Source organism: Beduinella massiliensis (assembly GCF_900199405.1).
Classification (GTDB): Bacteria; Bacillota; Clostridia; order Christensenellales; family Aristaeellaceae; genus Beduinella; species Beduinella massiliensis.
In genome coordinates this window covers 3504992-3517508 of the sequence record NZ_LT963430.1, presented here as the reverse complement: position 1 = coordinate 3517508, position 12517 = coordinate 3504992, and the positions used below count along the sequence as shown (strand labels likewise).

The 12517-nt window shown below is 61.2% G+C and carries 10 protein-coding genes; 6 read left to right on the top strand and 4 right to left on the bottom strand.

Features of this window, described 5'->3' with window-relative positions; genetic code table 11:
* Positions 1–20: 20 nt before the first annotated feature.
* On the top strand, positions 21–542 hold the full coding sequence (locus tag C1725_RS16895) for a sigma-70 family RNA polymerase sigma factor (protein ID WP_102412855.1): 522 nt from the start codon (positions 21–23) through the stop codon (positions 540–542).
* Positions 532–2772 (top strand): extracellular solute-binding protein, encoded by a 2241-nt coding sequence (locus C1725_RS16890; RefSeq protein WP_346026780.1) that lies wholly within the window; start codon positions 532–534, stop codon positions 2770–2772. The genes C1725_RS16895 and C1725_RS16890 overlap by 11 nt, the downstream gene beginning before the upstream one ends.
* 304 nt (positions 2773–3076) lie before the next feature.
* Here the strand turns inward: C1725_RS16890 and C1725_RS16885 are convergent, their stop codons facing one another.
* Both C1725_RS16885 and C1725_RS16880 read right to left on the bottom strand, forming a co-directional pair.
* Entirely contained in the window at positions 3077–3940 is an 864-nt protein-coding gene (locus C1725_RS16885; protein WP_102412853.1) for a radical SAM protein, read from the bottom strand.
* 3 nt (positions 3941–3943) lie between these two features.
* Positions 3944–5509, bottom strand: coding sequence for a hypothetical protein (locus C1725_RS16880; RefSeq protein WP_102412852.1), 1566 nt, complete (start codon positions 5507–5509; stop codon positions 3944–3946).
* Positions 5510–5635: 126 nt separating this feature from the next.
* On the opposite strand from C1725_RS16880, the gene C1725_RS16875 reads away from it, so the two are divergent.
* The 4 genes from C1725_RS16875 (at position 5636) to C1725_RS16860 (ending at position 9928) form a co-directional block, all read left to right on the top strand.
* Entirely contained in the window at positions 5636–6370 is a 735-nt protein-coding gene (locus tag C1725_RS16875; RefSeq protein ID WP_102412851.1) for an SH3 domain-containing protein, read from the top strand.
* Between the two features lie 102 nt (positions 6371–6472).
* Positions 6473–7240 (top strand): TSUP family transporter, encoded by a 768-nt coding sequence (locus tag C1725_RS16870; RefSeq protein ID WP_102412850.1) that lies wholly within the window; start codon positions 6473–6475, stop codon positions 7238–7240.
* 350 nt (positions 7241–7590) lie between these two features.
* Complete coding sequence (locus C1725_RS16865; protein WP_102412849.1) at positions 7591–9048, top strand: SH3 domain-containing protein; 1458 nt, start codon at positions 7591–7593, stop codon at positions 9046–9048.
* A gap of 19 nt (positions 9049–9067) precedes the next feature.
* Positions 9068–9928, top strand: a complete 861-nt coding sequence (locus C1725_RS16860) for an NlpC/P60 family protein (protein ID WP_102412848.1) — start codon at positions 9068–9070, stop codon at positions 9926–9928.
* Between the two features lie 17 nt (positions 9929–9945).
* Here C1725_RS16860 and C1725_RS16855 read toward each other — a convergent pair whose 3' ends face one another.
* Positions 9946–10587, bottom strand: a complete 642-nt coding sequence (locus C1725_RS16855) for a hypothetical protein (RefSeq protein ID WP_102412847.1) — start codon at positions 10585–10587, stop codon at positions 9946–9948.
* Positions 10584–12449 carry an excinuclease ABC subunit UvrC gene (gene uvrC, locus C1725_RS16850; protein ID WP_102412846.1) on the bottom strand — a complete coding sequence of 622 codons (1866 nt, stop codon included), beginning with the start codon at positions 12447–12449 and terminating at the stop codon, positions 10584–10586. The genes C1725_RS16855 and uvrC overlap by 4 nt, the downstream gene beginning before the upstream one ends.
* Positions 12450–12517: the final 68 nt, after the last annotated feature.

The following is a 12517-nucleotide window of genomic DNA, read 5'->3' as shown; positions in this document are numbered from 1 at the left end:
AGTAGAAGGAGGTGGCGCAGATGGAAGTTGTCTCGGGCCCGGACGACAACCTCGAGAACCGACTGATTTTCCTGATGGAGAAATATGAAAAGGATTTGCTGCGCATGTGCTGCGTGTACCTGCGGGACATATCGCTCGCGGAGGACGCCGTGCAGGAGACCTTTCTAAAGGCATACAAAAATCTCAAAGACTTCCGCGGCGACAGCAATGAAAGAACGTGGCTGACGCGCATTGCGGTCAATACCTGCAAGGACATGCGGCGGGGCGCCTGGTTCCGCTTCGTCGACCGGCGGGTGTCGCTGGAGAGGCTGCCGGAGCCGTCTGTGCCCAGCTCGAATGCGAGCGTGGAATTGACGCTGGAAGTCATGCGCCTGCCGCGGAAACTCATGGAGGTCGTTTTGCTGTACTACTATCAGGGGATGAAGGCGTCAGAGGTTGCCCAGGTTCTGAGCGTCTCACGGCCTGCCGTATCCCAGCGGCTGAAAAAGGCGCGACGGTTGCTGCACGACGCGTTGGAAGGGGGGCATGAAGATGAGCAATAAGGATCTGCACGACAACCGCATCCGCTCCGCGATCGATGAATGCCTCTCCGGTGTCGAGAAAATGCCGTCCCTTCGCTATCAAGTGCTGCAAAAAACGAGAGGGGATGTGAAGGTGAAAAAGAAGATTTCGATTGGGTTTGTACTCGTGATCGTACTCATTTTGGCAACGGCAACTGCGCTGGCTGTAGGCGCGGTTAAAGGTATTTTTAAGTTAGAAAAGATAGATTTTGGATCAATGCGAGGGTGTGTATCTACCGGCGATACTTTATACCTAATGACAAGCGGAGGCTTGTATACATGGGTTCCCGACGATGATGAACCCACTTTGCGGCTATCGGCGGATGCTCTTTGCGAGCAGGACGTATCCTTTGATGCGCTGATTTTTCGAAACGACGATGTGATCGGGATATTGGATCAGGGAAATAAGAAGCTTTGGGCATATCAAAGCGGCAGACTGAATCTTCAGCTAGATTATTCAAATACGGCAATGGATTTGCGGACGATGAGGTATACGGCCGCGGTACATCAGGATGGATGGTTGTTCCTGGTTGCTCAGCCGCTGGAAGACGCGATGGAAGGAGGCGCGACGCTTTATCGAGTCAATCCTGTTACGGGCGACGCCGAAGAGCTGGAAATAGGAGGAGCATTGGAACTGTGTGCCTATGAACCGGGGGAGCTACTGCTACTTCAATACGATGGCGTCACACAAAAGGACAGGCTGGTTGCGTTGGACACGAATACGTGTCAAATAAACGAAACATGGTACACCACACATATACAGGGTATCAAGGGAATTGCTTATGACAAGGCTCATGGCCTATACGCTCTGGTGGGCGGCTCGCTCTCCCGTTGGGAGGGTAGCGGTTGGACAGCTTTGCAGAGCTATGCGTCCCACCATTTAACAAACGCCTATGCCGTGGTCGGCGAGGGCTATGTTTCTGTCAGCTTCGATGGAATGCAATATGTACCTCTTGAATGGGAAAACGATCTCATTCCCCTTACCATTCGGGGTTATATGGCCTCGGATAACGCGGATGAAGAATTTCAAAAGGAAAATCCTGGTGTGGCGGTACAGCGCGAACGCGAGCCTACCCTCACTGCCGCCGATGTACGCAAGGCGATCGAAGCGGGAGATACCACCGACTTGTTCCACTTACGGCTGGATGGAGATTTAGATAAGATCATCCAGGATGGCTTCCTCGCACCACTCAATTCTTCAAGCGTGCTGATAACCGATGCACAGGAGATCATCTCCGTCGTTCAAAATGCGCTATTCCATGAGGGGCGGCTCTATGCCGTTCCCTCCATGATGAGCCCAATGGCTTGGCAGGGAGAGTATGCGTTACCAAATACATATAATGAATTGCTCGAATTGATCGACGAAATGGGGAGTAATGCCCCAGTCATTGCATGGGACAAAGCAGAAAAACCGTGGGCAAAGGAAGACTACGCAAACTATCTGCTAGAGACGTTTATTGCTGAGTCCGTGCGAGACGACAAGACGGTTGACTTTCATGAGGAAGGGTTTGCAAACGCACTTATGGCACTAAAAAATTTGACGCTGCCATGTAATTCAACGCCTTTTATTCAAGGAGATATCAATCCTGGAGAGAGTATAGATTTAGGGGGAGAGTATCCTAAGAACCTTCCCGAAAGCGGCGAGCGATTTTACGAGTTGGAAACGGCGCAACCTGACGAAATCTACTGGCAGCTACCTCCTACAATCGTTCACGGAGCGAAACCCTCTGTTCCGATATGGCTGGTTGTATATGTGTTAAACCCTAACGCGAAAAACCCGGAGGCCGCGATGGAATACCTAGAGTATATCGCCGCTCATCGCGCTCCTGGCGACGAGGGTTTGTTTAAGCCTGATTTAGCCGAACCCGTTCTGCGTCCTTCTAAGGAAGTCTTTATAGACTTTATTATTGAAGATCAACGAGGCGCTGACAAAGCGCGCGGCATTTGTACCGATGAAGCGGCATTGCAAGCGCAAGTGGACGCAATATGCGCGGCGCCCGACTCTTGGGCAATTACAGACAAAAGATTAGATACCTACCGTAAAGTAATCCTGCCACATCTTGACTTAAGACGAGATCCTTTGCTGTCTCTCTCTTCGAAAAAAGATGGCGGCATCTATGATCTTTTACTGAAAACGGTGCTTGAGTATGTGTCGGGCAACCAAACGCTTAAAGCGTGCTTAGATGGCCTGCAAACGCTCGTCAACGAATAGCGCCTTGAATATGTAAAAATTATCCGCCATAAAGGAACTCACAGGGGATTTAGAATCTTATGTATGAAATACAGAGGGGGAATTGCCTTGTTGGCGGTTTCCCCTTGATTAAATCTGGTCGGATTTTGCTTAATATCCCGTTGTATGATAGCCGCAATTGCTGCACTCCGTACTTGTAGGATCAACACTGGGATTGGTATGGCGAATAAATAAAGAAAGGCACGGGAGAATGTCTTCCATGCCTTGAAAAGATCGTTTGGCTATCCAATGAGGGCAGGCTTTAGAGCCCGCCCTTTTTGCGCCGTCAAAACATCCTGAGCTGCTCGCCCGCCTCGGGAAAAGCGTGCAGGTAGCGGAAAACCTCGTCCGGCTCGCACAAAACCCCGCGAAGGCGGCATTCCGCGCGGAAGATTTCCATCAGCGCCGCGTGCCGGTCGCTCGTAACCGCATATTGCAGGCCGTACTTCTGCGCGTACCGCCTGCGCAGACCGGGAAAGTGCGCGTCGAGCTGCTCGTAGAAGTACTCCCGGTTGCCCTCGCGCAGCGTGAGGCCGATGCCGAAGTTGAGGATGCCGTGAACGCCCGCCTCAAAGCAATAGCCTAAAATCCCACGCAGGTTATCCTCCGTGTCGTTTATAAAGGGCAGCAGCGGGCAGAGCCACACCACGGTGGGAATGCCGCGTGCCTGAAAGGCCTTCAGCACTTCAAAACGCCTGCGCGTGGTGCATACATTCGGCTCGAGCGTCCGGCAAAGCGCCTCGTCGTAGGTGGTGAGCGTCATCTGCACCACGCACTTGGCCTTATTGTGGATCCGCTCCAGCAGATCGATGTCGCGCAGGATGCCGTCGGACTTCGTCAGAATCGTAAGGCCGAAGCCGTGACGCTCGATGATCTCAAGACAGGCGCGGGTGAGGCCCAGCTCCTGCTCCAGCGGGATGTAGGGGTCGCTCATCGCGCCCGTGCCGATCATGCACTTCCTGCGCTTCCCCCGCAGCGCCGCTTCCAGCAGCTCCGGCGCGTTGCGCTTGACCTCCACGTCGTCAAAGGGAGGGTCGACGTGGTAGCAGCGGCTCCGGCTGTCGCAGTAGATGCACCCGTGTGTGCACCCGCGGTAGAGGTTCATGCCGTTTTGGGCGGACAAAAGGCCCTTGACTTCCGTATAATGCATTTCTCACCTGTCCGCGTAATACATCAGCGGAAAGTCCGAGGTGTAGAGCGCGTATTTGCCGATCCGGGCCTGCTCGGTGAGCACGGCGCCCATCTCTTCGGCAGTGGCGAAGACCTCCTCGCGGTCCTCCTCCCGCAGCATGTAGATCGCCCAGTCGCAGAGATCCTCTCCGTACACGTCGGTCAGCGTGATGTAGGGCTGCACCTGCAGGGGCCTCGCGATCCATCCGCTGCCCTGGACGCGCCCGTCCGCCGCGGCGAGCACGCGCCCCACGTCCCACCAGTAGCCGTAGAGCACGTCGTAGTCGTTTTCGGCCATCCAGTCGGCTATCCGCATGGCGTCGGTCTTTTCAGTGGAAAAGGACGCGCGTACACAGGGCAGAACGCCGGTCGTGAAGTTGACGAGGGCGATCAGGCACAACGCGCCGGAAAGCGCGATGCGCGCGCGGCCGGCTGCCCGAATCGCCAGATCGCACAGGCACAGTGCCGCGAGCGGGTAGTACATGAACAGATACGTGCTGCGCATGACGAACGAGGAGAGGAACGTCGCGGGCAGCACGCCCAGAACGCCGAGCAGGCAGAGCCCCTGCGCCGCAAAGATCGCGCGCTCCCCGCGCGGGCGAAGCGCCTGCAGCGCGAGATCGAGCAGCGTAAGCAGCAGGAGCAAAAGCGCGGGCAGCAGAACGGGAAGCGGCGAGAGCGCGCCGCCCGACGTGAGTCCCGCGGCGTCGCCAAAGGCCGAAAGGAAGCTGCCGACGCGCTGCGTGAGCGGCACGGTGAAGTCCGTGGGGAAGCTGTCGTAGAGGGTCCGCTGCTCCGGCGAAAGGGCGCGGATCGCGAGGAGGCCCAGCATGTTTGCGGCCGCCGCGAGCAGCGCGAATGCGGCGGGACCGAGCCTTTTCGGGCGCCTGCGCGCGGCGTCCCGGGCGAAGCAGATTGCCTCAACGAGCAGCAGCGGCAGCACCATCACCTGCGTCTGCCGCAGGCTCTGCATGCCCATGGCGAAGCTGAGCGCGAGGGCCACGGGGGCCATCGCCCACGCCCGCCTACGGCTGGGCGTGAAGCGCAGACGGAGCCATACCCCGTAGACGAGGAAGGCGGTCACCACGTAGCAGGCGTAATAGGAGGCCATCAAAAAGAAGAGCTGCCCTATACGGGACACGGCGATGTTTTCGCAGGCGATGCCCGCGGCCAGCGTGACGAGCGCAAAGAGCCGCGCCGTTTTGCCTGTAAAGGGGCGCAGCAGGTAGAGCGCGGAGAGCAGCACGAGCGCGCCCATGATCGTGGTCGAAAGGCCCATCGCGAGGTTGGGCGAGGGCACGACGCGCATCAGCAGCGCGCATAGAACGGGCGTCGCGGCCACGTAGAACTGGTTGCCGAAGATCCAGTTGTCGGGAAAGAGCGTCCCCTGTTCGCGCATGAGAGAAGCCACCTGCACGTCCGCCTGCATGTCCGCGTCGCAAAAGCGCACGAAGCCCCGCACATTGACGATGAGAAAGGCGCCAAGAAACAGCGCGAGCAGCGCCGAAAGCGCCGCGGCGACGAGAAGGCGCGCACGAGGTTTGTTCATAGCCCGCTCCTTTTTCCTGTCGTGATTTCTCCCCATTATAACAGATATCGAACTTTCTGTGCAGGGTGGAAGAAAAGTTCGTCGGATGCCGTCGTATCAAGGAAAGGTTTGGAAGGAGGCCTCGGGATGAAACGGATTTTTTGGGTCCTGTTTGCTCTGGCGCTGCTTGCCGCAAGCGCGGCCTGCGCGGAAGCGACGCCCGGAGAAGCGCAGGAGGCGTTTACGGCAAAGGTGGCGATCGACGCGCCGCTGTGCTCGGTTCAAGGCGACGACGGCATGTTCGCCAGGCTCGCGGTCGGAGAAGCGCTGGAGGTGACCCAGGTCGGAAGCTGTTGGTGCCGCGTGCGCTCCAGCCAGGGAGAAGGGTTTGTGCCGACGATCAACCTTTCCTTCGGCGAGTGCGAGGCGGCCGCGCGCATCGCGATTGTGAATGCCGCGGCGGGGAGCACCGCCGTACACCCGACGGCGTCCCTGGGCGCGCAGAGGGCGCTCATCAGGCCGGGCCGCGTGCTCGCCGTGCTGGGGGAAGAAGGGCAGTTTACGCACGTCGCGCTGCCCGGCCTGGAAGGGTACGTGCTCACCAACCGGCTGACCGTAAAGGGGGCGGAGGACATGGCCGGCGGACGCATGCGAGTGGCAGACCCGGACGACCCCGCGCGCGAGACGACCGTCAACCTGCGCCTGGCGCCCAGCCTGGAGGCTCCGGTCGCCGGCAGGGTGCCCACCGGCACGGAGATTCTGCTGCTGTTTCCGGACGACGAGTGGTCGCAGGTCGAGCTGAACGGCGTGCGCGGCTACATGATGACGCGCTACCTTTCGCCGGTTACGGCGGACGATCCAAACGTATACGAGGTGTTTTGAAACACTTTTTTGCGGTTTTCAGCCCCAAATGGTTGCGAAAAGCGGCATCCCGCCTTATAATAGTTCATCGGTAAACGATTAAAGGCAGGGAGTGGACGGAACATGGCTTTCGCAATTCTGATTTACATCATCGCGGGTTTGGGCGCGGGCGTGGGCACGGGCCTTGCGGGCCTTTCGGCGGCGGCGGTTATCTCGCCCATGCTCATCACGTTTTTGCACTTCGATCCTTATGAGGCGGTGGGTATCGCCCTGGCGTCGGACGTGCTGGCCTCCGCGATTTCCGCGTACACCTACGGCAAGCACAAGAACCTGGACGTGAAAAACGGTTTGGTGATGCTCGTCAGCGTGCTCGCCTTCACGCTGGTAGGCAGCTACGTCGCCTCTTTGGTTCCCAGCACGGCGATGGGCAACTTTTCCGTGTTCATGACGTTTCTGCTGGGCGTGAAGTTCATCGCGCGCCCGGTGCTGACGACCAAGGAGAAGCAGGCGCAGAAGAGCGCGCGCACGAAGGCGGTTCAGTCTCTGGTGTGCGGCGTATTGATCGGCTTCATCTGCGGCTTCATCGGCGCGGGCGGCGGCATGATGCTCCTACTCATCCTCACCAGCGTGCTGGGCTATGAGCTCAAGACGGCCGTGGGCACCAGCGTGTTCATCATGGCGTTCACGGCCTTCACGGGCGCGGCCTCGCACATGGTCATCGGCGGCCTACCGGACATGATGGCGCTGGTCGTATGCGTGATCTCGACGCTGGTGGGCGCGCGGGTATCGGCGCTGTTTGCCAACAAGGCGGACCCGAAGGTTCTCAACCGCGCGACCGGCGTGGTATTGGCGGCGCTGGGCCTCGCGATGATCCTCGTGAAGCTGCTGTGACGGGCATAGAAACGTGCAGGGCTGCGGCATCCTTTGATTTGTATTTTGCGAGTAAGGGAAGCGCGGAGGGAAAAAATTGCCGGCGCAGTTCATCGGCGCGCAAGGGATATCGAATGATATGGAAGGTATGGACAGCTCTTGGCAGGGGTATTCACTGCGTGCCTTGACGGTCTTAGCGGGACCTTCCGAAGGAGAGGACTTGCTTTCAATGCGCCGGGCCCCGGGGAGCCGGTCCACCTAGATCTGCTCCATGGGAAAAGCTCATCCAAATTCCCTTTATTTTGCACGAAATCGCTTTTTTCGCGCGTTATTTCCATAGAACAGATCAGGGCTGAGGGGAGTGCTTTACGATGAAGGGGAAGCTGGGCGGAGGTCTTTTTCTGGCGCTCGCGCTGCTGCTGGTGCTGTGCACCGGGGCGCAGGCGGGCAGTTATCTACAGGGCGTGGTGGTGAACGACCGGCCGGAAAACCGCCTGCATCTGCGCGTGCTGCCGGATACGCAGGCGCAGTCGCTGGGCAAGTACTACACGGGCGTGAGGGTCGAGGTGCTGAACGACCGCGACTTTGGCGATTGGGCCCAGGTACGCGTGCGCGGTGTCGAGGGCTTCATGCTCAAGACCTACCTGCGGATAGGCGGCGATGCCTACGTCACGCCCGCGACGCCGTCGGCCTTTGTGAACAACCCGAACCCGGCCGACCGGCTGAACCTGCGAAGCCGGCCGGACGAGCGCGCGCAGTCGCTGGGGCGGTATTACAACGGCACGCGCGTCACGGTGCTGGGCGTCGCGGGCGCGTGGTATCACGTGGACGTGGAGGGGCAGAGCGGGTACATGCGCGGCGCGTACCTCTCCCTGGAGGACGCGGGCGGCGGGGCCGAAACGGGCGATGCGGTGGTGAACAACCCGAACCCGCAGGACCGTCTGCACCTGCGCGTGCTGCCGGATACGCAGGCGCAGTCGCTGGGCAAGTACTACAACGGCGTACACGTGCGGGTGCTGGGCGGGAGCACGGGCGCCTGGGTCAGGGTTAGCGTCGCCGGCGTCGAGGGCTACATGCAGAGCCGTTATCTCGCCTTTGGCAGTGCGGGCGGCCTCGTGGAGAGCGCGATGCCCGCAGGCCGGGTGAACAACCCGCGCATTACGGACCGGCTGAACCTGCGCAGCCGTCCGGACGAGGCGTCGGATTCCCTCGGCCGCTATTACAACAACACGCGCGTGCGCGTCCTGGGCGTGCTGGACGGCTGGTATCACGTGCTGGTGGACGAGGACGACAAGACGGGCTATATGAAAGCAAACTACCTGACGGTAGCGGATGCCGGGAGCTTCTATTATGGAGCCGGGACGTATACGGCGGGCGCTAACCTTGCCGCGGGATTCTACGTCGTGCGCGGCGAGGCAGGGGCGATCTCCATCCGCTCAAAGGGCGGCGAGACCTTTTCGTGCAGCCTGGCGCGTCTTGCGGACGGCGGGAGCCGGCAAAGCGCCTGCGTCGTATCCGTGAAGCGGGGGGACGTGGTTCAGGTAGGCGACGGCATGACGATCGAGCGCATCGTGGCCTCGCCGGCTGTGTCGGACAAGACGGCCATGAGTTTCGCAGGGAGTGCGGCGTTGCGCGTCAAGCGCGATTACCCGGACGGCATGTGCTATCTGTGCGCCGTCCCCGGCGAGGCGAGCGGCAGCTACGTGCTGCGCGACGCGGCGGGAAACGTGTTGGAGCAGGGAACCGTCACGTCAGAGAAAGTTAGCCTGATGCTGGCGGACGGTATGACGCTTGAGCTTTCAAACTGCTGGGTACATACCAACGGCTGATGCGGAAAGGCGGAATAGCTTGGAGCGGAAAAGGCGGGTTTTCCTTTCGCTGTTTTTGGCCCTGTCCTGCCTCGCAAGCGCCGCGCCTGCGGACGCGCTTCCCCGCACGGCGGGTGCCCTCTGTGCCTATGCGCGCGCGAAGGTGGGCGTGGGTTACCTGTACGGGGCTGCGGGTGAAATTTGCACGCCTGCGGTGCGGCGGCAGCGGGCGGAACAGTACGAGGACTATGCACAACTGCTGCTCGGGCCCTGCGAACGCTGGGATGGTCTGGAGGTTTTCGACTGTGCGGGGCTGCTGGAGGGCTTTCTATCCGCTTCGGAGGGGCTCTTTCCGAAGGAATGGCGAACGAACGTCGAGGGCGCGGCTGCGCGCTGGTGTATGGAGTCGGGGCCCATCGAGACGATGCCGCATGAGGCGGGCATTCTGCTCTTTCAGGCGGACGACGCAGGCCGCTTTACGCACATGGGGGTGTACGTCGGATCGGGACGGTGCGTGCACGCGCGCGGACATCTCTACGGCGTGGTAGAGGACGAGATGCCCTACCTGTGGACGCACTGGGGGCGCGCTTCCTGGCTCGTTTATGATCAGCCCGCGGAGGCGGCCGAGCCCTTTGCCCCCTGGCTGGGCGCGGGCAGCCGGGCGCGCGTCACGACGCGGGATGGCAAGTCGCTTCGCGTGTACGCGCACCCCATCGAGAACGGGAAAAACTTCACCGGTATCACGATAAAGGACGGAAGCGAGCTGACGATTCAGGCGCAGGTAGAGGGAAAGCCCCTGTGGAGGGAGATTCGGGCCGTGGAGCGCGGCGGACGCGAACGCGTGGGCTACGTGAACGCGAAGGACCTTTCCAGCTACGAAGAGAGGGAGGAAGCGCCATGAACGGGCGGGCATGACGCTCAGCCTTCTGGACTGCATGCTTCAGGGGAGCGGCTGACGGAAAGGAAACGCCACCAGTAGCCCTCCATGCGGGCGAGAAGCGCGTCGGCGTCCAGGAGACGTGCGCGCCCGTCCGCCGGGTCGATGATCTCAAAGACGGTTTCGCCGCCGGGCGCGCTGGCATAGGCGGCGACGATGTAGCAATGGCCGAGCCCGTTTTCCTGCACGAGCACGAGCAGGGCTCGCCCCGCCCGCAGCGCCCCGGTCATGGCGTCGAGCGAGATTTCAGGCGTTTCGACGTGGAGACCCGCGCGGGTTAGCACTTCCTGTACCTGCTGGGGACGCCAGGGCGCACCCCGCAGCGGCACGAGCGCCCGCAGCGTTCGCGCGTCCGGCCAGCCGTCACCCGGCCAGCCGTCGTCCCTTCCATCCAGTGCCCAGCGCAGCAGCATAGCGCTCGCAGCGGGCATGCAGTTGACTTCTTCATAGGGGCCGGACCCGCGCTGGCTGACGTAAAAACGGGGCTCGAAGCCAACATCCGCCCCCTCAAAGGACGAAACGGCCCGCACGGCGCTCAGGAAAGCGTCTGATGCGGGCGTCTTTTGTATCTGTGCCTGGGAAGGCCCGAGCAGCAGGGCCGTCAGCAGCAGGGCAAGGATCATGCCTTTGGCTCCTTGGCGTCGAAGAAGGCGCGCACGGCCTCCGCCGCCGGACGGCTCATGCCCTGCACCGCGCACAGGTCGTCGATGCTGGCCTCCCGGATCGCCTCGAGGGTGCGGAAGTGCGTGAGCAGCGCGCGCCTGCGCGTGGGGCCGATGCCCGGGATGTCCTCGAGCTGGGAGTGCACGCTGGCCTTGCCGCGCAGGTTGCGGTGGTGGGTAATGCCGAAGCGGTGCGCCTCGTCGCGGACGCGCTGAATGAGGTGCAGCGCGGGGCTGTGGCGGTCGAGCAGGATGGACTCCTTCTGCCCCGGCAGGAAGATTTCTTCCAGCCGCTTGGCCAGGCCGAACATGGGGATGTTGAACCCCGTCGCCAGCATCGCCCGGCGCGCGAAGTCGAGCTGTTCCGGGCCGCCGTCGATCAAGATCAGATCCGGCAGGTCGGTGAATTTGCCCTCGGACGGGTCGCGGCCCGCGGAGCGCAGCTCTTCCAGCTCCTTCTTGGCGTGTGAAAAGCGGCGGGTGATGACCTCGTTCATGGACGCGAAGTCGTTCGCGCCGACCACGGTCTTGATGCGGAAGTGGCGGTATTCCTTCTTGGCGGCCACGCCGTCGATGAAGACGACCATCGACGCCACGGAGAGCACGCCCTGTGTGTTGGAGATATCGTATCCTTCGATGCGCCGGGGATAGGCTTCCATGCCCACCGCTTCGCCCAACGCCTTGGCCGCGCCCACAGTGCGCGTCTGCTGGCTTTCCAGGCGCGCGTTGCGCTTTTCCAGCGCGTCGCGCGCGTTCTTGCGGGCCATTTCGACGAGCTGGTGCTTTGTGCCGCGCTGCGGCATGCGCAGCGTGACCTTCGCGCCGCGCCGGTCGGAGAGGTAGCCTTCCAGCTCGCCCGCGCCTTCGGTCAGGGACTGCACGATCAGCTCGGAGGGGATGATCTGCGCGTCCTCGTAAAACTGGGGGATGAAGCTCTCCAGCACCTCGGCCGCCGGCTGGTCGCCCGCGCGCTCGAGCGCGAAGTGTTCGCCGCCGATCATGTGTCCGCCGCGCACGAACAGCACCTGCACCATCGCGTCCAGCCCGTCCTGCCAGACGGCCAGGATGTCCTGATCCCCGCCGCGCACGTTGATCGCCTTCTGGCGCTCCATCAGGCTTTCCACCGCGCGGATGCGGTCGCGATAGACGCCCGCCTGCTCAAAGCGCATGGCGGCTGCGGCCTCCTGCATGCGGCTTTTGAGGTCGCGCAGGATGGGTTCGCTCTTGCCGGAGAGGAATTCGATCACCTTGTCCACGTACAGGTGGTATTCGTCGCGGGTGACGAGTCCCGCGCAGGGAGCCAGGCATTGGCCCACCTGGTGGTGCAGGCAGGGGCGCTGCGGGCGGTCCGGGTTCATGGTTCGCGTGCAGGTGCGCAGCGGAAACACCTGGCGCAGCACGTCCAGCACCTCGCGCACGCTGCCGCCGCCCATGTAGGGGCCGAAGTAGCGCGCGCCGTCCTTTTCCACGCGGCGAACCATCTCCACGCGCGGAAAGTCCTCGCTGACGTCGATGCGCAGGTAGGGGTAGTGCTTGTCGTCCTTGAGCAGGATGTTATAGTACGGCTTGTGCAGCTTGATGAGGTTGCACTCCAGAATCAGCGATTCCAGGTTGGAGTCCACCAGGATGATGTCGAAATCGTCGATTCGCTCCACCATCGCGGCGACCTTGGGCGTGTGCTCGCGCGTCTGAAAGTAGGAGCGCACGCGGTTTTTCAGGTTTTTGGCCTTGCCCACGTAGATGATCTGGCCCTGGGATTTCATCATGTAGCAGCCGGGGCTGTCGGGCAGCTTTTGGATTTTGAGGCGAAGCAGGTCGTTCATGCAGCAGGTCCTTTCGTAAAGGGATCGGAAGGGGAGCGCTCCCTTATTTAACGGTAAAAAGGAACCAA

Bases quoted from the DNA above. Each gene is read 5' to 3' on its own strand.
- uvrC (WP_102412846.1), bottom strand. From the start codon at position 12,449: ATGAACGACCTGCTTCGCCTCAAAATCCAAAAGCTGCCCGACAGCCCC.
- C1725_RS16865 (WP_102412849.1), top strand. From the start codon at position 7,591: ATGAAGGGGAAGCTGGGCGGAGGTCTTTTTCTGGCGCTCGCGCTGCTG.
- C1725_RS16855 (WP_102412847.1), bottom strand. From the start codon at position 10,587: ATGATCCTTGCCCTGCTGCTGACGGCCCTGCTGCTCGGGCCTTCCCAG.
- C1725_RS16875 (WP_102412851.1), top strand. From the start codon at position 5,636: ATGAAACGGATTTTTTGGGTCCTGTTTGCTCTGGCGCTGCTTGCCGCA.
- C1725_RS16895 (WP_102412855.1), top strand. From the start codon at position 21: ATGGAAGTTGTCTCGGGCCCGGACGACAACCTCGAGAACCGACTGATT.
- C1725_RS16870 (WP_102412850.1), top strand. From the start codon at position 6,473: ATGGCTTTCGCAATTCTGATTTACATCATCGCGGGTTTGGGCGCGGGC.
- C1725_RS16880 (WP_102412852.1), bottom strand. From the start codon at position 5,509: ATGAACAAACCTCGTGCGCGCCTTCTCGTCGCCGCGGCGCTTTCGGCG.
- C1725_RS16885 (WP_102412853.1), bottom strand. From the start codon at position 3,940: ATGCATTATACGGAAGTCAAGGGCCTTTTGTCCGCCCAAAACGGCATG.
- C1725_RS16890 (WP_346026780.1), top strand. From the start codon at position 532: ATGAGCAATAAGGATCTGCACGACAACCGCATCCGCTCCGCGATCGAT.